The organism is Methanosarcina baltica (genome assembly GCF_055394095.1).
Genome location: NZ_AP042463.1, coordinates 1,130,946 through 1,152,239 on the forward strand (window position 1 = coordinate 1,130,946; position 21,294 = coordinate 1,152,239).

Sequence of the window (21,294 nt, forward strand, 5' to 3'; positions counted from 1 at the left end):
CCACTCATATACACAAGAGTCATCAAGTAAATCGGTATTGATGAAGATTAGCGGTACCTTCACGGTACCATGATGCCGAGATTTGGGGGCGTTACAAATGAAAATAGATAAGGGGGTATAGATATACAACAGATAGTGTTTACTTTCCTCAAAAAGAGGGAACATGACCGGAAAAGCAAAAATTACCTTTGCTTTTTTCTGCTGATAATCGGAACGTTATTATTAACAATACCAGCAGCCGCTGATACAAATCCATTTAGAATTGCCGGGGATTACAACGGCTTCATATTCGAGGATGTAGAGCATGTTGGAGGCATCAGTGAAGGCGCTTTAGCCCTGGGGGGCAATGCAGATCTTACTAAAAATGTTAGCATAGGAACTTTATTGCCTCCGGGTGGTAACTCTGTGGGAATCGGAATGGTTGTAGGGGGCAATTCGGACTGGACAGAACAAGCGGGGAATTCGGGACAGGTGATTGAAGGTGATATGCACGTTGGTGGAACCGTCAACCATGAGTCTGTAGGGATTCTCAATGGTACTTTGTATAACCCCAGTTTTCCAATCAACTTTACAGCAGAGGAAGAGTACCTTAAATCCCTATCCGCATACTGGGCCAACCTCTCAGAACCGCCGGGAACGACGGTTACCATTACCGGAAGCGGGGCCAATAAGATATTGAATTTAACAGGCACAAGTCCAACCCTTAACGTTTTCCATGTTGATGATACAGATTGGAGTAAGTTAGGGGATGTTACCCTGAATGTTCCACCAAATTCAAGCGTCATCATCAATGTTGATAGGACAAACTGTAACCCACAGTCGAACCTTGATATGCGTTTCAACGGGAATAACAGTGGAGCTGCCTGGCAGACTACTATCTGGAATTTCTATAATGCGACAAAGATATCAATAGACAATATGGACTGGAAAGGCAGCATTCTGGCTCCATATGCTGATTTTGAATATAAAAACTCAAAGGTGGAAGGACAACTGATTGCTAAATCGCTGGAAAATACAAATTCAGCAGATAAAACAGGGCTTTACTTTTACCCGTTTAGAGGGGTTGTCCCAATACCTCTGATGATTGATTTAAAAAAGTTAACCAACGGCAATGATTCTGCCACTCCACCCGGGCCCATAGTTCCCGTAGGAGAAACGATCACATGGGAATACCAGGTAAACAACACGGGTAACGTGAATCTCACTAACATTACTGTAACTGATGACCAGGGAGTAACTCCAGTTTACCAGTCAGGAGATGTTGGAGACGATGATATACTCGAACCTGGGGAAGTATGGATCTATAACGCAACAGGAATTGCGACGGGAGGACAGTACACAAACGTAGGTAATGCAACAGGCGAGTTCTATGGTATTAACTATTCCGATGACGATTCGAGCTATTACTTTGGAGCGAATGCGTCGATCACTCTCGCTAAATTAACCAACGGCAATGATTCTGCAACTCCGCCCGGGCCCATAGTTCCCGTAGGAGAAACGATCACATGGGAATACCAGGTAAACAACACGGGTAACGTGAATCTCACTAACATTGCTGTAACTGATGACCAGGGAGTAACTCCAGTTTACCAGTCAGGAGATGTTGGAGACGATGATATACTTGAGCCTGGTGAAGTATGGATATACAACGCAACAGGAATTGCAACGGGAGGCCAGTACACTAACGTAGGTAATGCAACAGGCGAGTACAACGGGACTGAATATTACGGTGAAGATTCAAGCTATTACTTTGGAGCGAATGCGTCGATCACTCTCGCTAAATTAACCAACGGCAATGATTCTGCAACTCCGCCCGGGCCCATAGTTCCCGTAGGAGAAACGATCACATGGGAATACCAGGTAAACAACACGGGTAACGTGAATTTCACTAACATTACTGTAACTGATGATCAGGGAGTAACTCCAGTTTACCAGTCAGGAGATGTTGGAGACGATGATATACTTGAGCCTGGTGAAGTATGGATATACAACGCAACAGGAATTGCAACGGGAGGCCAGTACACTAACGTAGGTAATGCAACAGGCGAGTACAACGGCAATAATTATTCAGGGGAAGGTTCGAGTTATTATTTTGGAGCGAATGCGTCGATCACTCTCGCTAAATTAACCAACGGCAATGATTCTGCAACTCCGCCCGGGCCCATAGTTCCCGTAGGAGAAACGATCACATGGGAATACCAGGTAAACAACACGGGTAACGTGAATCTCACTAACATTACTGTAACTGATGACCAGGGAGTAACTCCAGTTTACCAGTCAGGAGATGTTGGAGACGATGATATACTTGAGCCTGGTGAAGTATGGATATACAACGCAACAGGAATTGCAACGGGAGGCCAGTACACTAACGTAGGTAATGCAACAGGCGAGTACAACGGCAATAATTATTCAGGGGAAGGTTCGAGTTATTATTTTGGATCGAATGCTTCTATTGACATAGAAAAGTCAACCAACGGAGAGAATGCCGACACTCCACCAGGCCCGACGATTCCGATTGGAAACGATGTAATCTGGATTTACAATGTAACCAATACCGGGAACGTGAATCTCACAAACATTAACGTAACTGATGACCAGGGAGGAGTAAATCCTGTTTATCTGTCCGGTGATAATGGAAACAATATACTCGAACCAGGTGAAGTCTGGACCTACAACGAAACAGGAACTGCGACTTTAGGCCAGTACGCAAATAACGGGACGGCTACCGGCCATTACAACGGCTTCTCCGTCAATGATACGGATCCGAGCCACTACTTTGGATCGAATGCTTCTATTGACATAGAAAAGTCAACCAACGGAGAGGATGCCGATACTCCACCAGGCCCGACGATTCCGATTGGAAACGATGTAATCTGGATTTACAATGTAACCAATACCGGGAACGTGAATCTCACAAACATTAACGTAACTGATGACCAGGGAGGAGTAAATCCTGTTTATCTGTCCGGTGATAATGGAAACAATATACTCGAACCAGGCGAAGTCTGGACCTACAACGAAACAGGAACTGCAACTTTAGGCCAGTACGCAAATAACGGGACGGCTACCGGCCATTACAACGGCTTCTCCGTCAATGATACGGATCCGAGCCACTACTTTGGATCGAATGCTTCTATTGACATAGAAAAGTCAACCAACGGAGAGGATGCCGATACTCCACCAGGCCCGACGATTCCGATTGGAAACGATGTAATCTGGATTTACAATGTAACCAATACCGGGAACGTGAATCTCACAAACATTAACGTAACTGATGACCAGGGAGGAGTAAATCCTGTTTATCTGTCCGGTGATAATGGAAACAATATACTCGAACCAGGTGAAGTCTGGACCTACAACGAAACAGGAACTGCGACTTTAGGCCAGTACGCAAATAACGGGATGGCTACCGGCCATTACAACGGCTTCTCCGTCAATGATTCGGATCCGAGCCACTACTTTGGATCGAATGCTTCTATTGACATAGAAAAGTCAACCAACGGAGAGGATGCCGATACTCCACCAGGCCCGACGATTCCGATTGGAAACGATGTAATCTGGATTTACAATGTAACCAATACCGGGAACGTGAATCTCACAAACATTAACGTAACTGATGACCAGGGAGGAGTAAATCCTGTTTATCTGTCCGGTGATAATGGAAACAATATACTCGAACCAGGTGAAGTCTGGACCTACAACGAAACAGGAACTGCGACTTTAGGCCAGTACGCAAATAACGGGACGGCTACCGGCCATTACAACGGCTTCTCCGTCAATGATACGGATCCGAGCCACTACTTTGGATCGAATGCTTCTATTGACATAGAAAAGTCAACCAACGGAGAGGATGCCGATACTCCACCAGGCCCGACGATTCCGATTGGAAACGATGTAATCTGGATTTACAATGTAACCAATACCGGGAACGTGAATCTCACAAACATTAACGTAACTGATGACCAGGGAGGAGTAAATCCTGTTTATCTGTCCGGTGATAATGGAAACAATATACTCGAACCAGGCGAAGTCTGGACCTACAACGAAACAGGAACTGCAACTTTAGGCCAGTACGCAAATAACGGGACGGCTACCGGCCATTACAACGGCTTCTCCGTCAATGATACGGATCCGAGCCACTACTTTGGATCGAATGCTTCTATTGACATAGAAAAGTCAACCAACGGAGAGGATGCCGATACTCCACCAGGCCCGACGATTCCGATTGGAAACGATGTAATCTGGATTTACAATGTAACCAATACCGGGAACGTGAATCTCACAAACATTAACGTAACTGATGACCAGGGAGGAGTAAATCCTGTTTATCTGTCCGGTGATAATGGAAACAATATACTCGAACCAGGTGAAGTCTGGACCTACAACGAAACAGGAACTGCGACTTTAGGCCAGTACGCAAATAACGGGACGGCTACCGGCCATTACAACGGCTTCTCCGTCAATGATACGGATCCGAGCCACTACTTTGGATCGAATGCTTCTATTGACATAGAAAAGTCAACCAACGGAGAGGATGCCGATACTCCACCAGGCCCGACGATTCCGATTGGAAACGATGTAATCTGGATTTACAATGTAACCAATACCGGGAACGTGAATCTCACAAACATTAACGTAACTGATGACCAGGGAGGAGTAAATCCTGTTTATCTGTCCGGTGATAATGGAAACAATATACTCGAACCAGGCGAAGTCTGGACCTACAACGAAACAGGAACTGCGACTTTAGGCCAGTACGCAAATAACGGGACGGCTACCGGCCATTACAACGGCTTCTCCGTCAATGATACGGATCCGAGCCACTACTTTGGATCGAATGCTTCTATTGACATAGAAAAGTCAACCAACGGAGAGGATGCCGATACTCCACCAGGCCCAACGATTCCGATTGGAAACGAGGTAATCTGGATTTACAATGTAACCAATACCGGGAACGTGAATCTCACAAACATTAACGTAACTGATGACCAGGGAGGAGTAAATCCTGCTTATCTGTCTGGTGATAATGGAAACAATATACTCGAACCAGGCGAAGTCTGGACCTATAACGAAACAGGAACTGCGACTTTAGGCCAGTACGCAAATAACGGTACGGCTACCGGCCATTACAACGGCTTCTCAGTAAATGATACGGATCCGAGTCACTACCTTGGATCGAATGCTTCTATTGACATAGAAAAGTCAACCAACGGTGAGGATGCCGATACTCCACCAGGCCCGACGATTCCGATTGGAAACGATGTAATCTGGATTTACAATGTAACCAATACCGGGAACGTGAATCTCACAAACATTAACGTAACTGATGACCAGGGAGGAGTAAATCCTGCTTATCTGTCCGGCGGTAATGGAAACAATATACTCGAACCAGGCGAAGTCTGGACCTATAACGCAACAGGAACTGCGACTTTAGGCCAGTACGCAAATAACGGGACGGCTAAAGGTGATTACAACGGCTTCTCTGTCAATGATTCGGATCCGAGCCATTACTTTGGATCGAATGCTTCTATTGACATAGAAAAGTCAACCAACGGAAAGGATGCCGATACTCCACCAGGCCCGACGATTCCGATTGGAAACGATGTAATCTGGATTTACAATGTAACCAATACCGGGAACGTGAATCTCACAAACATTAACGTAACTGATGACCAGGGAGGAGTAAATCCTGCTTATCTGTCCGGTGATAATGGAAACAATATACTCGAACCAGGCGAAGTCTGGACCTATAACGAAACAGGAACTGCGACTTTAGGCCAGTACTCCAATAATGGTACGGCTACCGGCCATTACAACGGCTTCTCAGTAAATGATACGGATCCGAGCCATTACTTTGGATCGAATGCTTCTATTGACATAGAAAAGTCAACCAACGGAAAGGATGCCGATACTCCACCAGGCCCGACGATTCCGATTGGAAACGATGTAATCTGGATTTACAATGTAACCAATACCGGGAACGTGAATCTCACAAACATTAACGTAACTGATGACCAGGGAGGAGTAAATCCTGCTTATCTGTCCGGTGATAATGGAAACAATATACTCGAACCAGGCGAAGTCTGGACCTATAACGAAACAGGAACTGCGACTTTAGGCCAGTACTCCAATAATGGTACGGCTACCGGCCATTACAACGGCTTCTCAGTAAATGATACGGATCCGAGTCACTACCTTGGAGAAGAAGCACCGGCTCCGGCAATTGACATCGAGAAGTCAACGAATGGCTGTGATGCTGACACTTCACCAGGCACGTCGATTACGGTTGGGAACAATGTAACCTGGGAATATGTGGTAAGCAACCCAAGTATAGTTAATTTCATGAACATTGTTGTAACTGATGACCAGGGAGTAACTCCGGTTTACCAGTCAGGAGACGATGGAGACAATGTACTGGAGCAGGGAGAAGTATGGATATATAAAGCCACAGGAACGGCAACACTGGGACAGTACGCAAACATAGGCAATGTAACAGGCCAGTACAACGGGACTAATTATTCCGATGAAGACCCGAGCCATTACAATGGGATATCATATGGTTGCCTGGGGCCGGTATACGCACTATCATTTGCTTTCCCAGGTGTCCCGCAATTTGCTTTCTACGATTACAACATAAATGGCGGCACTGTCGGGGCTTTTGATGATGATGATTCGGGATACATCGATATGGACGGTGACGGTGTAATCGACCCGAACATTGACGTGAGGATCACGCCCTGGCATAATGTTCCAGCCAATGATTCACAGTTTAAGTATCCTGCAAACACCAAGGTTGCCAATGACGATGACCAGGGGCGTCCTCTTGTGGTTCCAGCGGGAGGACAGGTTGTGCTTTATTTCATTGATCTCGAAAACGATGGAAGATATGACATCGAAGATCCCATTTATGTTGATGTAAACGCCGGAGATGGTGGTCTTGTCGTCGAAGTTCACGACATAAGGCTTACTGCCAACGGATGGGGATACAGCGCATACACCACAGTCGGAGCATATGATGGTGACAAAGGACAGACGCTTACTCTGATGCCAGACAATCCGGACAACCCTGCAGCTGCAGGAACATTTGCAGACCTTCTAGGTTACATCGATGATGATTGCAGTACTGACTGGACCTGCCCTGACAAACTCTATCTGCAGCAGCCCAAGAACAACGATACTACCGGGGCAAGTGGTGATTTCGATGTAAACGCTAACTTCTTCGTAACTATCGGAGATCTGAGAATCTACATTCCACCTGCAATCATTGAAAATGAGTACTGGCCTTCTTGTGGGACAAAGGTTGAAGAAGGAGATATTGATGCGGTTTATACACTCAGTACTCCTACTAACCCTGCCAATGGTCAAATAGGAGTAAGAATCGGTTTCTACGACTTCAGTGGTGGTGATGGTGTATTTGATGGAATAGACAGTGCTTACATAGACATTGTAAACATTTCTGGGTCGCCGGGTGTCGTTGATAACGGGGATGTGAGGATCACACCCTGGCCCAACGTCCCTGAAGGTCACCCGGATTTCAAGTATCCGGCGAATACCAAGGTGATAAATGAAAATGACCAGGGAATGCCCCTTCTATATCCGTCTCAAGCTGGCCTGATCAAATTCTTTGATGTAAACAACGCAGCTGGCCAGCCGGGATATGATATTTCGGACCCTCTTTATGTGGATATGGACAATAACAGCATAATATCACTTTATGATATCAGACTCACTCCGAGAGAGGAATATGGCTATAAGGCCTACACTACAGTTCGGGCAGGAGATCTGGACCTGCATGATCCCTGGCCTTTCTGGCCGGTAGGTGAATTTACTACGACGCCTGCACAGTTGATTGGTTACATTGACGATGACTGTAGCGGCACCTGGACATGTCCGGACAAGCTTTACCTTGAGCAGCCAATCTATAACGTTACTACCCAAAAATTGCTCGGATTTGACCGCTTTGTAACCATCGGTGATATGAGACTGTATATTCCGCCGGAAGCCATTGCAAATGAGTGCTGGCCTTCCTGTGGAACAAAAGTTGAACTTTGTGATGTTGATGCAGTTTATGTGCTGAAAAACCTGGGTATAGCCACTGCAGAACTTAAATTCTACGACTACGATGGTGACCTGGTTTTCGATGATAGGGACACCCTGTACATAGATGTTGACAACAGCAATAATGTAATCGAAGCCGGAGATATCAGACTCACTCCGTGGCATAACGTGCCAGCGAATGATTTGGATTTCAAGTACCCAGCAAACACAAAGGTAGCCAATGATCTTGACCTGAACAAACCGTTGATTCCACTTACTCCCGGCTTGGCCACTCCTGGACTGGGTTATAACGTGGCATTCTTCGACATCAATGGTGACATGACGTATGATCTTGGTGATCCGCTCTATATAGACATAAGTTCCGCTGCTGGTCTTGGTCGGGTATCACTCTTTGACGTGAGGTTGACTCCAACTAAAGGCTATGATGCCGCCTATACCACCGTGAGAGCAGGAGATTCCGATCTGGTCGAAGCTAGAGTATTGGATGTACACCCATTAGGAGGAGCAATCGCAAATTCAATTGGTTACATTGATTCCGATTGCTCTGACACCTGGACGTGTGTGGACAAGCTTTACCTTAACCAGGTGTTTCCGCCCTTGCCTGCGCCTGTTCCAGGTCTTGTGGGTTTTGCCACCATCGGGGACTTAAGGCTATATCCCTCGCCGGAGAAGATCTATGACGATGATGAACAGGAGTTCTGGGTACAGTACGACACCAACCCGAAAGATGGTGAAATCAACGACGATGAAGTACTGGCTGCACTTGGAGACTATTTCGATCCTGGCAGTGAAATGATTGATGATCAGATACTGAACGTACTAGGAAAATACTTCAGTTAAATTGAGTTGAGGAAGTGACTCACTTCCTCTACTTTGTTTATTTGGGAGTGAAATCAGACAGGTTGTGGAAATACAGTCTGCATGTTTCAGTTATGTGAGTGCCCCCGGGCTTTCTTTTCCGGCCGATGTTTCAGGCACTACTGTTACATTCTACCTTTTCGGGCAGACAAGTTTCAACTACGAGCCCTTTCTTGAGGAATACGGTTTCGGAGTCTCGGAGTTCGGGGATAATACTTACGTTGTCACTTTTGTTCCGGAAGTCTTTGGAAAGCTTGGGGAGCCGGAGTTGATCCACGACATCATTAAGAACGTTCTTGCGGCAGGGAGGATCAGGAATGAAACAGGGCTTTCGAAAAAGCTTTGCAAGACCCTGGACTGCAGGGTCGCTATAAAAGGGGGAGCAGCATGTTCTACCCGACAGATGGAAGAACTTGCAGAGCAGTTGAAAAAAACGGGAAAAACCTACTCCTGCCCCCACGGGAGACCCACGAAAATCTCCTTTACAAGAGAAAAACTGGACAGGATGTTTGCGCGGACCGGGTAAAAAAAATCCGTTTTAACCAATGTATTTATATGACATTACACAATTGATTTGTCTGGTGTTAGCTGAAAAGATAACATCTGTGGCATCATCCCTAAAAACTATTTTTCACACACACACCAACCCTCCAGCTCGGAATGACCCCCCTCATATCCGAAGCGGAAAAACCCAAAATTTTAGAAAAACGTATGAAACCCCCCAACATCTCCTCAGTATGATGCCACATCCCCCTTTTTTCAGAAAGCTACAAAACTTTGCTCATTCTCTTTTACTCTTCACTTTTACTCTTCACTTTTACTCTTTATTTCTACTCTTCATTTTTACTCTTTATTTTTACTCTTCACTTTTACTCTTCACTTTTACTCTTCACTTTTACTCTTCACTTTTACTCTTCACTTTTACTCTTCATTTTTACTCTTCATTTTTACCTTTTATCACCCAATCATTGCCCATCGTCTTTCTACGTCAATAGATTTATAATAAAAAACTCGAAGTATCTACTATGATAGATCCCGTTAACAATTTTAAGATCCCGGAAGAGTGGATCGCCCTTACAGGGATTCCGGAAGCTGAGCTGGAAGAAAAGGTGGCCTCCGGGATGGTCGTGGTCCTGAGCGACGGATCTATACTGAAGCGCGGGTACACCACCGGGACAACTGCGACTGCGGCTGCAAAAGCTGCGGTCCTTTCTCTGAAAAAAAGGGTTGAAAACGTTTCGGTCCCGACACCTGTGGGCCTCCGGGCCCACCTCAAGGTCGAGCGAGCCGAAAAAGGCCTGGCTTCCGTAAAGAAAATCTACAACGACCATGAGTCCGATATCACAAGAGGAATCGAATTCGTGGCCGAGGCCCGGGAGGTAGACGGAATCCTCATCCACGGTGGAAAAGGAATCGGTAGGGTGACGAGGGACGGCCTTCAGGTCCCGAAAGGCGAGCCCGCCATAAACCCGAAACCCATGGGGCAGATCAGAGCCGCAGTCCGGGAAGCTGTCGAGGAACTGGGGCTCAGGGGTGCGGAAGTTACGATCTCTATCCCGGATGGGGAAAGGATCGGAAAGGAGACTCTGAATAGCAGGATAGGGGTCGTTGGCGGGATTTCCGTGCTCGGAAGCACTGGTTTTGTGGAGCCCTGGAACGACCACATGGGCGAGACCAAAGGAGACCTTATCAAGGACGCGAAAAAAGTCGTGCTGACCACCGGCCGAATAGGGATGCGCTACTCGACCATGCTTTTCCCGGACCACACCGTTGTGATGGTCGGGAGCAGGATCTCGGAAGGCATGGGGTCTGCCGCAGGAGATAGGGAAATCGTAGTCTGTGGCCTGCCCGGCCTTGTCCTCAAATGGGGAAACCCGAAGATGCTGGAGAAAAGTGGGTATGCGACGGTTGTTGAGATGCTTAAAATAGCCCCGGAACACGAACGCCTTAGGGAAGCTTTTGAGATGGCGATCGAGAAAGGAAACGGGGCCCGGATTGTGGTTATCGAGAGAGACGGGACTGTCCTTATGGACAGCAAATCTAAAAATTACTGAATTTATAAAAAAACAGAAGGGGAATTAAAAAATGATAGTTGTAGGAGTAGGCGTTGGCCCCGGTATGCTCACCGAGGAAGGGATTGAAGCTATAAGGGATGCATCTGCGGTTTACGGCTCAAAACGGGCCCTCGAACTTGCAGAGAAATATCTCCATCGTGAAGCAAGCACGATTAAGGACTACAAAGCCCTGCACCTCCTGCCGGATGATGCGGTTGTGCTCTCAACAGGCGACCCCATGTTTTCGGGCCTCGGAAAGTTTGCGGGGGAGAAGGACAGGATAATCCCGGGAATTTCCTCTCTTCAGGTAGCCTGCGCCCGGACGAGGGTAAACATCACCAACCTGACCGCAATCACGGCCCATGGCAGGAACTTTGAGCCCGCAAAAGCCGAACTTATTCAGGAACTCAAAAACGGCCGGAATATTTTCCTGCTGCCGGACTCGAAATTCGGCTCTGTGGAGGTGGCCGGAGTCCTTCGGAAACTCGGGATAGAGGCCGAACTCTATACCTGCGAAAACCTGGGCTACCCGGAGGAACGCATTGAAAAAGGCACGCCTGAAAATCCCCCACTTGCCGAGACCATCCTTTACGGGCTCTTGGTCGTGCAGAAACGGTGAACTACCCCAGATAGACAGGGATTAAAACAATGCGTGTTTATCTGTGTTCATCTGTGTTCATCCGTGGTTTAATTATTTTTCCGGACTCTTTTAAGCACGGAAAACACGGAATGACACGGAAACCGGCCTGACGGCCGGTGGATTGCCGGGTCACTAAAATAACAATTTCAAAAACCATTTGGATAAAACGCCAGAGCAACCGAAAATGGTGTATCTCCGGCGTTCTTTTTTCCGTGTGTTTCCGTGCCTTCCGTGGTTTGAGTGCACACACCAAACGTCTCTGCCAACAAAAACACAATCTGTATGAGTATGAAGCAACTCCCAAAATAAAACCTGAAGTTATATATTCACCATTCCTAAGGAATGAGTCAAATATAATATCAAGTATTTTTGTATACCATTCCTTAACCACGGAAAAGCACGGAAGGACACGGAAACCGGCCTGATGGCCGGTGAGTAAGTTGGATCTTTATGCAATAGGATTCAAGAAATGCCCCGGATTCTTTAAAGAGGACTAAAAAATGCTGGAAAAACCGTAATTGCCGTCTTACGGCCTTTTTTTTCCGTGTATTCCGTGTGTTCCGTGGTTTAAATTTTGCCAGGACTTTCCAAGAAAATATGGAAAAATCCCGGAAATCCGGCCTTTCAGCCCACGATAAAAAACAGAGTCATGTAAAAGATCAGGTCCCCGAAGAGCACGGCCGCAATAAAGCCCCCGGTAATTGAGAACATGAAGGGTAGGCCCGGGGTTACCCAGACTTTGTTTTCAATAAGCCCTTTTTTCATATAAGTTTCAAGTTCGCTGTGCTGGTTTGCCTCGAAGTTTAAACCGGCCCTGGCATATTTTCTTTTTATTTTGCCGTCTTCCGTTTCTTCGAATTTCTCAAGGAGAGCCAGGTGTTCTTTTTCCCCGAGGGAAGACACCGGGGTCCTGTACCCGATGAACATGTAAAACGGTTTTTTGAGCATATCCGGGGAGAAGTGCAGAAGGTTGTAGCAGAACATCCCCAGGGGAACGATGATTGTCAGCAGGAGGGCGTTTCCGAGTACGGTAAAGGTAAAAAGCCCGATTGGGGGAAGGCCCAGGAGGGGATAATTTACCCCCAGGAACTCAAAGACCGGGTATGTGGGAAGCAGTATGGAGAGTACTATAAGGCCTTTAGCGTCCCCCCCCCCGAAGGCCCCGAACTGGAAGAGGACATATACGGTTACAAAGACCAGCACCGAGGAAAACAGGAGGGCTTTCAGGTAGGTGAAGGGGGGAAACACCCCGAAAAAGAGTTCGTAGAACACGAAGACCGAACCCGAGGCGAGCATGTATTTCCAGAGCCTGTTTGAGACCATGCGACTTTTGAAGTCAGAATAGCAGGAGTAGAGTAAAAAAGGCATGCAAAAGAGAATTTTCAGGATTTCTATCATGGGAACCCGCGCATTTGAGAGATATTTTTGTTTTTCAGAACTTACGGCAATTCTTTTTTGTTAAAAATTCGTAGTGGAAAAGGGACCTGTATAATTGAGGATATTATAATAGAAGAACATTTGAAGGATATTACTATAGAAATAATTGTGAATCAGGCATATATAATCACCGGTGCGAGCAGCCCACAGGCCCGAATCACGACAACTTTAAAAAAGAAATTAAATGGCCCGGCCGATAAGCTTATACATTAGAAGTTCTATTTTATGTTGCTTAAGATTAAAGCACTTATCCGAAACCTTAGTGGGCTCGTGGTCTAGTCGGTTATGACGTCGCCTTCACACGGCGGAGGTCCTGAGTTCGAATCTCAGCGGGCCCACTCTCTTCTTCATTCTTCTTTTCTGATTCCAGGTGTTTTGAGAGCTTCTTTTCCAATTTTTCCGGTCTTGATTCGAGGTCTGATCTGGCTTTTGGTTGTACAACTTACAGGTTGCCATCGAAATTGTCGTCCAAAGAGATTAGGGAACTACAAAAGAAAATATCCAGAACTTTCCAAAGAATAGAAGGAGCAGTAGATTTCTGCAGAATTCAGGGATACATACCCCTATTAGAAAAAAATAGCTTGAATGTTGCGGAAGCTATTCTAGCGGTGCTTAATGGAGCGCCACTATGCCACTATTATACTGATAGTTGCAGCATTATGTGAAACTATACGTATTTTATCAATGGGCTGGATAGTTACTGTTTTTTAGAAAAGAAAAAGAAAGGGGGTATTTATAATCCTGCCCTTTCAACGAGGACGTCTGCTATCTGCTTTGCACTTTTGACTGGGAAGTCCGCTGCCGTAAGAAGCTTTCCTGCTTCACCTGCGGTTATTTCGACGTTTCCTGACTTACATTTGGTATCTGCACCTGCCGGAAAGGCTGCAAGTAAATCTTCTGGTGTTTTGATAGGGAATTTTGCACCTGCAAGTGCGCCAGCGATCTGGGAATGAATCTCTTCTTTTACGCTCATATTTGTTGCTCCTTTATTTTATTATGATGGTTGTATATCCTCTGGAAGGATAGAGCCACAATACGTAATACTACGGTTACTCATATATACTTAATCGGCACTGCACTGCACTTAATACATTAGAGTGACTCCAATGACCCTTAGAGGCTTACCAGAAACTCTTATAAAGCATGTGCATAAGTTTCCTTATTATGAATGAAAATTCCGATTCTGAGATTGGCGATATAAAAACAAAACTCGATGAGATCCAGGGAGATATCAGGACATTTATCGAGGATTCCAACAGGCAACATTTTGAATCCATTCTGGCATTTGTCAGAAGTGACTATTCGGATGTCCTGGAAAAGCATCTTATTGCTGATACCGAGATCGGACTTTCAAAAAATATGGTCAAAAAATGTGACAGGCTTGAGCAATGCAGGTCCGTTTTCACAGATATGTTACAGAAAAATGCAGCTCTTATTAAGCAGCCCTCTGTCGATGGTGAAATTATTGAAAATAAACGTGTTGAGCTCAAGACTCTAAGGAAAGAAATGCCTTATAATAAATGTGACATCTGTTTTTCCGAGGTATCAGATCTTTTCGAAAAACAGGTCAACCTCATGCAATCTTTGAGAATATATGAAGTAAACAAAGATCAGAAAAAGAATATTTCACTTACCCCGTCACAGGCTGTGATCGATGATATGCTCGAACCTCTCTGTCATCCCAGGCGTTTTGATATATTAAAAGCCGTCTCCTGCCAGTCAATGAGCTTCTCTGCCCTTTCCAAACTTACAGGCCTTCGTGGAGGAAACCTTTTGTTCCACCTGCAAAAGCTATCGGATAGCAGAATGATCATCCAGCAACATGAAAGAGGTGATTATATGATCACAGGAAAAGGTTTCAAAGTTATGGAAGGGGTCAGTGAAATGTATTCTGATCTTGTTCCTGAAGAGAATTGACATTACTTAATTATAGCGTTTTCAATAACATTGAGCTCCACACGGCGGAGGGCCGGGAGTTCGAAGCTCAGGACTCCCTCTCCCCGAATATGGCAGAACCCACGCGCACCATCGTGGCTCCTTCCTCGATGGCAATCCTGTAGTCCCCGGACATGCCCATTGATAGTTCCCTGATATCGATGTTGTCCCGGTTTTCCTGCTTCATTTCATCAAAAAGGACCTTCATCTTCCTGAAATAGGGACGGGTTTGTTCAGGGGGTAAAAAAGGAGGGATGCACATGAGGCCTTCCACCCGGACATTCCTGAGAGAACGGATCTCTGTTATTACCTTTTTTATTTCATCCAGTCCGAATCCGTATTTTTGTGGCTCGTTGCCTATGTTAACCTGAAGGAAGACTTTCTGTATTTTGTCAATATCGCCGGCTTTCCCGTTAACATTCCTTATCACCTTCAGGGAGTCAATTGACTGAATAAGATCAAAGAGATCTACGGCTTTTTTGACCTTATTTGTCTGTAGATGGCCTATAAGGTGTGTTTCACAGGGCAGTATATCCTCACACTTGTCCTCATATTCCTGGACCCGGTTCTCTCCGATGATACGAGCCCCGGCCCGAATGGCTTCGTTTATCCTTTCAGATTCAATCGTCTTGGTGACACAAACCAGTGTTGTGCTTCCAATCTCCTCAAGGATCAACTTTGTATTTTCATAAACTGACATGCTGTTCCCAAAACTGTTTTTGTTCAAAACTAGCTGTATTTAAATGATTCCAATTGTGGCTTTATGCAAGCCCGGCCAATTACTTATTTTGCTCAAGATATCGAGATTTAGCTTCCCGGAGGGTCTTGACTGCTGTTTCGAGCCCTTTCCAGCCAAATATCTTCACGTGTTTGTGTTCTAAATTCTTATAAGTTTCAAAGAAGTGGGCAATTTCCTTTAATAAGTGAGGAGGGACCTGATCAATTGATTCTATATAATTCCACAGGGGGTCAGTTTCCGGAACACAGAGTATCTTTTCATCCCGGCCCTTGTCATCTTCCATGTCAAACAATGCAACAGGATGTACATCTATAATACAGCCCGGAAATGTAGGTTCCCAGGTTAAAACCATGGCATCCAGAGGGTCCCCGTCAAGGGCCAGAGTATCGGGAAAAAACCCATACTCGCAGGGATAGACCATTGAAGAAAAAAGCATTCTGTCGAATTTAATTACTTTTTTTACTTTATCATACTCATATTTGTTTCGGCTTCCTTTTGGAATTTCTATAGTAACACATTCAACCTGTCTTTCAATCATATAAACACTCCCTACTTATTAAATAAAAAATAAAAAGAGAAACTCCGGATTCGGGGAATCCCCTGGTCAATCCAGTAAAACCAGCGTATAAGGCGACGGAGCCGTATCGTCCATCGGAAACTTCTGGAGCTGTGTCCCCAGTTTTTCAAGCGTCTTGTCCATTCTCACCCCGAGCCCCATGAGGCAGGGCCTGCGGAGGGTGGGATGATGGCAGGGGCCAGCTGCACCTGCGCACTTTACGTCCGAATAATCACTTGTGGCGCACCAGGCGCACATGCCAGGGAAGGTTGCAAAGGCGGTGTTGTAGCCAAGAGTCCAGGCGAGTTTTTCGATTTCAAGGACTCCAGGCTGGATTATTTCTTTGCGGTCTTTTAATACGTTTTTCAGGTTTTCAAAAAACTGGCGTTTTGTTTCTTCGTTTTCTGGGAGTTCGACGCTAAATTTTATGAAATTTTCGCTGACTTCGCGGGTAAAGACATTTTCGGATTTCCATTCAATGAGGAGAGCCCAGTCATAGTCGGCAAGCATTTTCTTAAACTCGCCCACAGTTGGTATATAAGGGGGACAGACCTGGCTTCCGTAACCGTTGCAGCCAAAAATACACTTTAAGATGGTCCGGTCCTCAACCACGATGGTTTCTGCCGGGATCAGCCTGACGGCTTTTGCGCCAAGGGTTTTTGCTTTTTCTTCAAGGAGTCGGTAGTTATCAGCGTCAATCATCATGATGTATATAACAAGATATCAAATAAAAATAGTTTTGTGCATCGAAATGACCTTTCTTCAGGCGAAAGGAGGCCATTATTCCTCCACCATATTTCGAGACTTTTTATTATTTTCTGTTTTTAGAATATCTCCTCTCACCGTACAAAACAACAATATTTTAATTATACAGACTAATTGGATGAAATTTCAGAGTGTCCTCCTGTATTTGGGGCACTCAATAATAAATTAAAAAGTGTCATATATTAAGAGCGTGGATTGAAATACATGATGAACCGAGCTGAAATTCAGGAGTTGTTTTTACTCGAAGATAATCCCCTATTATTCGATACTGCACTTCGCCCACCCTCATGCGGAGGCGGAGCAGAATTTGAACAACTCGCCCTATACGGCGATTTAGTAATTAACATGCATTTGTACGACTACTTAATAAGCAAAGGTCGGGAAAGGAAAGGAGATATTACTTCGTGTAAGGTGACAATACATGATCAGCCAGTCATCAAAGCGTTCGCAGATGAATTTTTAGGTATTCCAGATATATTAACTCCCCTAGATGCGAACTATCAACCTCAAGACAGAGACCTGGCGGAAACTGTGGAAGCCTTAATCGGAGCGTCGTTTAAAATCAATGGTCTAGAAAGATGCAGGCCCATAGTTTACTCGTTTATAGAATTCGCCATAGAAATACAGAAAAAATTACGAGAACAAAATGAATTTGACGAATCACAGAATTACTTTGGTGAGTTGATGGAATTATTCAGAAACCCCGATTTAAGTAAATCCCCTGTGATTTTAAAAAAATCCGATATCGAACCAATCCGAGAAGAATATGGGGATGGATCACACACATACCGATTTGAAGGCAAAATAACTTTCAATGAGGTTGAATATGAAATATCCACTCATTATTGGAAAAAAAAGGATGAAGCCAGAAACGAAGCCGCATTTCTTGTCCGTTGTGACATTGAGGGCAAGGACCCCAAATATACAAAGTACGATCCCGCAAGAAGTAAACCACCATTACAAGAAAAAGCGGTGCAACCTACAGAATCCATCGATAGTGAAGAACTTATTTTCCGTAAACCTGACTTACAGAACGAATTGATAAAAGTAAGCCATAATAAAGATGAATTTTTGGTAGATTGGGTAAAGCGCAAGGCTCAGAAAGATCCCTGGAGAATGTTGATCCTGCTCAGTGCCCGGCTCGACACTGTAAGTGTAGCATCCTGGACTTGTGGAATTTCTTCAGATGTGTTAGCCATTATAAATTTACAACTGGAGGAACATAAGTATTTTGCATTTGGATTTGGGCCGTCAAAGACAAAAGCCCGAAAAGCCGCAGGAAAAAAAATGCTAATGGAAGTAAACCTTACTGAATGGATTGATAAATGTTATCCGAATCAGACTATTTGACTATATTTTGAATTTTTGTTGCATCGAAGAGATGAAATTATTGGTTGACACATTACCGTGACAAATAGGAAAATCAATATCAAGTGAACTAAATTTTTAAATTTATTAGGATGAATTCCTCTTTCACTGTGAACCTGAATTTGACAGGACATTGCCAACAAATTAAAGAAATTATTATTAAAGAAATTCACAACCTGTGCTGATAATCGATAGCAGTAAAAAATAAAATGGATTTTTATGTTTACCTGCCGAATTTAAGTTACCTGATAATACTGGAAGAAATTTAAACCACAATTATAAAAACTTGGATGTGTCTGCATAAGCAGACACCCCTATTCAATTCCCGTCTCCGCTTCCATTAATCGTGAGCATGATCACCTTGAAACTTTCCAGGGAGGCCTCCATATTCTCGATGATTTCATTTGCAAGAATATCGGGGTCCGGAAGGTTGTCCAGGTCAGCCAGGCTTTTGTCTTTTAACCAGAAGATATCCAGGTTCGTTTTATCCCGGGCCACAATTTCGTCATAGCTGAATTTACGGAACCGGCCTTCGGGAGTTTCCTCGCTCCAGGTCTCTTCGCGCCTGAGGCGGTCTTCGGGGAAATAGCATTTGACGAAAGCTTCAAGGTCTGAAAATTTCAGAGGATTCTTTTTCAGGGTATGGTGCACGTTTGTGCGGTAGTCATAGATCCAGACCTCCTTCGTCCAGGGCTCTTTTGCCACGGGTTTTGCCTCAAAGAAAAACAGATTCGAGAGAAAGCTATTCAAAAGTACGAACTCCGATGAGAATAATTCTGAATCTATCACCTTTGACCCGACTTCTTGCCGCAACTCCGGCGAAATGAAAATAGTAGTAAATAGTTCACAAGATAACCATGTTAGTAGATTAATTGGTTTCTTTCGAATTCCGGCTCTCTAGAAATCCTCTAATTTGAGGGAATTATCCAGAAATTAAGGCCGGATTTAAGCAAATCTGCGTAGAAATACCACGTTTTTTCGGCACAAAAAATGTAAAAGGGAGACTTTGATAATTTCAAATGAGCTTAAAATTTAAGAAGTCATATAGTGGGATCAATTAATGAAAAACGCAAAACGAAGGATAGCTTTCAAATCTGACCAAACAAGGTGAAAGGGTTGGGTCAGATTTAATCAAAGACTCAACTACTGGACTACAATTTACTCTGTTTTATCATCTTCTACACAGGAATACTCCAAGTAAACCTATTATTCCATAAACAATTTCAAAACCAGGAGTACTTTTGCTTTCTTCACCAGATATGTTATTCTCATTTTTATTGGCTTCCTCGACCACGACTAAGTTGTTGAACTTTAGCTCAAAACAAAAAGGATTACAGACGGAATCATTTGCAACCAGAATTGAGGTACCTCTTATTCTTATATACCTTGGCTTCTCCTCTGAGAGATACAAGAAGCCATTACCATCCGGAATTCTGCTTTCAGCACTGTAAACGTAGGTGTCCCCCGGCTCGATCATTTTATTTGTGCCCACAAATGCGCCGGGTAAAGTGCAATTAACTTTCAATTTTTCGTCTTTTTTATCCATCGCAAAGATATCATAATCCAGTTTGCGCAAAATGAATGGCACTGTATTAGGATTATAAACAGAAATATTCGTGGTGACCAGAATATCCCTCAGCTTCCCGCTGTTGTCAGTCAGCTTATCTATTTGAAAATCAACCGCAGTTATTTCAGGCTCTTCCACTTTCATTGCACCTTCAGTTTCAAGGAAAATTGTTACATCTTCCTGGAAAGGAACTGTCAAACCATTCCCACTCTTTTCAAAAAAAAGCTCCCCGCTGAATGCAACGTTTGTAGACCCTTTGAGATAAAAATTTCTCAAGGCATTGCACCAATATAATTGATGCCTGCTCTGCTGGACGATAGACTCCTTTGCTTTGAGGGACAGAGGAGTTCCAAATTCAGAGGAACTGCTTGCTCCCACAGGATCCGAAATAGAGAGCTCTACACCCCTCAGGTAAAGATCTGTTTCCCCGGGATTATTGATGACCATATCAACAAGCAGATATTCCGAGGACTCTACGGTAATATTGAACTCCACCGTGGGATTTTCTTCTGCGGAACAACAAGTTATAGTTGCAATAACAAAGAAAAAAGTCAGTAAAAAAAGAGAAATGAGGTTCATGATTTACCTCACTCCGCCTTTAAATTCTCATCGATCACAAAAGAATTCAAAGAGGTTTCAAAGACTTTCTCATAATTGCTTTTGTAGTTATCGGAGCAAAAAGCATAGAACGTGTAGTAATAGTCTTCAACGTCAAATACAGCAACACATGCTACTACTGTTGAATCACTATTAGACAAAAACACTGGATTGGAAATTAGTTCAGTCCCTTCTCTGCCATTTATAGTAACAGTTTCAAATTTCATTACGCCCCCACTTTGTTCCGCCGCTTCAAACATTTCCTTATCTGCAATCCACCATTTTGCCTCGCTCTCATTAGAAAATACGGTCACGAGTATAGCAGCGGAATAGGAGTCCTCACCAGATGGATTAAAAGCCATACCACCCAGACCACCTACACCTGCCTGTTCCCAGGTTTCAGGATAATCGACGGAAAATCCAAAAATATCATCAGTATAACGTGAAAATCCCTTTGCAAGAGGCACTTCTATGAGAGGCGTTTTTGAAATAGATTCATTTTCCTCCACAGGATTAGCTGTTATATTTTTGTCATCAGAGATATGAATGCCTTCATATTGTGTATTATTACTTTCAGACACTATATCTACAGTCGTGTTATTCTCAGAAGTATTTTCCTCTTCCCCAGTACAACCAGAAAAAAGAACAACAGATAAAGCAAGCAGAAAAACTATAAGAAACTTTTTCATCAGAGTCCTCCAAAAATAAATTAGATTGTAC

At 44.3% G+C, this 21,294-nt stretch carries 14 protein-coding genes, 1 tRNA gene and 1 pseudogene; 8 read left to right on the forward strand and 8 right to left on the reverse strand.

What is annotated here, in order from left to right:
- Positions 1-135: 135 nt before the first annotated feature.
- The 4 genes from ACZ5QV_RS04935 (at position 136) to ACZ5QV_RS04950 (ending at position 11,589) form a co-directional block, all read left to right on the forward strand.
- Entirely contained in the window at positions 136-8,898 is an 8,763-nt protein-coding gene (locus tag ACZ5QV_RS04935; RefSeq protein WP_464601488.1) for a DUF7507 domain-containing protein, read from the forward strand.
- A 64-nt stretch (positions 8,899-8,962) separates the two neighbouring features.
- A complete protein-coding gene (locus tag ACZ5QV_RS04940; RefSeq protein WP_464601489.1) occupies positions 8,963-9,442 on the forward strand; it encodes a hypothetical protein in 480 nt (159 codons plus the stop codon).
- 499 nt (positions 9,443-9,941) lie between these two features.
- A complete protein-coding gene (locus ACZ5QV_RS04945; RefSeq protein ID WP_464601490.1) occupies positions 9,942-10,970 on the forward strand; it encodes a cobalt-precorrin-5B (C(1))-methyltransferase in 1,029 nt (342 codons plus the stop codon).
- Between the two features lie 31 nt (positions 10,971-11,001).
- Positions 11,002-11,589 carry a cobalt-precorrin-7 (C(5))-methyltransferase gene (locus ACZ5QV_RS04950; RefSeq protein WP_464601491.1) on the forward strand — a complete coding sequence of 196 codons (588 nt, stop codon included), beginning with the start codon at positions 11,002-11,004 and terminating at the stop codon, positions 11,587-11,589.
- Positions 11,590-12,234: 645 nt separating this feature from the next.
- On the opposite strand, the gene ACZ5QV_RS04955 is transcribed toward ACZ5QV_RS04950, so the two are convergent.
- Positions 12,235-13,008, reverse strand: coding sequence for an A24 family peptidase C-terminal domain-containing protein (locus ACZ5QV_RS04955; RefSeq protein WP_464601492.1), 774 nt, complete (start codon positions 13,006-13,008; stop codon positions 12,235-12,237).
- A 303-nt stretch (positions 13,009-13,311) separates the two neighbouring features.
- On the opposite strand from ACZ5QV_RS04955, the gene ACZ5QV_RS04960 reads away from it, so the two are divergent.
- Both ACZ5QV_RS04960 and ACZ5QV_RS04965 read left to right on the forward strand, forming a co-directional pair.
- Positions 13,312-13,385 (forward strand) — tRNA-Val (locus ACZ5QV_RS04960).
- A 126-nt stretch (positions 13,386-13,511) separates the two neighbouring features.
- Positions 13,512-13,712, forward strand: a pseudogene (locus ACZ5QV_RS04965) (hypothetical protein); the annotation flags it as partial.
- Positions 13,713-13,780: 68 nt separating this feature from the next.
- Here ACZ5QV_RS04965 and ACZ5QV_RS04970 read toward each other — a convergent pair.
- Complete coding sequence (locus ACZ5QV_RS04970; RefSeq protein ID WP_464601493.1) at positions 13,781-14,020, reverse strand: MTH865 family protein; 240 nt, start codon at positions 14,018-14,020, stop codon at positions 13,781-13,783.
- A 191-nt stretch (positions 14,021-14,211) separates the two neighbouring features.
- On the opposite strand from ACZ5QV_RS04970, the gene ACZ5QV_RS04975 reads away from it, so the two are divergent.
- A complete protein-coding gene (locus ACZ5QV_RS04975; protein WP_464601494.1) occupies positions 14,212-14,964 on the forward strand; it encodes a winged helix-turn-helix domain-containing protein in 753 nt (250 codons plus the stop codon).
- 67 nt (positions 14,965-15,031) lie between these two features.
- Here ACZ5QV_RS04975 and ACZ5QV_RS04980 read toward each other — a convergent pair whose 3' ends face one another.
- From ACZ5QV_RS04980 to ACZ5QV_RS04990, 3 genes are all read right to left on the reverse strand, one after another.
- On the reverse strand, positions 15,032-15,682 hold the full coding sequence (locus ACZ5QV_RS04980; RefSeq protein WP_464601495.1) for a YggS family pyridoxal phosphate-dependent enzyme: 651 nt from the start codon (positions 15,680-15,682) through the stop codon (positions 15,032-15,034).
- 79 nt (positions 15,683-15,761) lie between these two features.
- On the reverse strand, positions 15,762-16,259 hold the full coding sequence (locus ACZ5QV_RS04985; protein WP_464601496.1) for an inorganic diphosphatase: 498 nt from the start codon (positions 16,257-16,259) through the stop codon (positions 15,762-15,764).
- A gap of 66 nt (positions 16,260-16,325) precedes the next feature.
- Positions 16,326-16,982, reverse strand: a complete 657-nt coding sequence (locus ACZ5QV_RS04990; RefSeq protein ID WP_464601497.1) for a DUF2284 domain-containing protein — start codon at positions 16,980-16,982, stop codon at positions 16,326-16,328.
- Positions 16,983-17,237: 255 nt separating this feature from the next.
- Here ACZ5QV_RS04990 and ACZ5QV_RS04995 point away from each other — a divergent pair, with 255 nt between their 5' ends.
- On the forward strand, positions 17,238-18,392 hold the full coding sequence (locus ACZ5QV_RS04995) for a ribonuclease III domain-containing protein (RefSeq protein WP_464601498.1): 1,155 nt from the start codon (positions 17,238-17,240) through the stop codon (positions 18,390-18,392).
- 336 nt (positions 18,393-18,728) lie between these two features.
- Here the strand turns inward: ACZ5QV_RS04995 and ACZ5QV_RS05000 are convergent, their stop codons facing one another.
- From ACZ5QV_RS05000 to ACZ5QV_RS05010, 3 genes are all read right to left on the reverse strand, one after another.
- Positions 18,729-19,199 (reverse strand): hypothetical protein, encoded by a 471-nt coding sequence (locus tag ACZ5QV_RS05000; protein ID WP_464601499.1) that lies wholly within the window; start codon positions 19,197-19,199, stop codon positions 18,729-18,731.
- 382 nt (positions 19,200-19,581) lie between these two features.
- Positions 19,582-20,556, reverse strand: a complete 975-nt coding sequence (locus ACZ5QV_RS05005) for a PGF-CTERM sorting domain-containing protein (protein WP_464601500.1) — start codon at positions 20,554-20,556, stop codon at positions 19,582-19,584.
- 8 nt (positions 20,557-20,564) lie between these two features.
- Positions 20,565-21,263, reverse strand: a complete 699-nt coding sequence (locus ACZ5QV_RS05010) for a hypothetical protein (RefSeq protein WP_464601501.1) — start codon at positions 21,261-21,263, stop codon at positions 20,565-20,567.
- Positions 21,264-21,294: the final 31 nt, after the last annotated feature.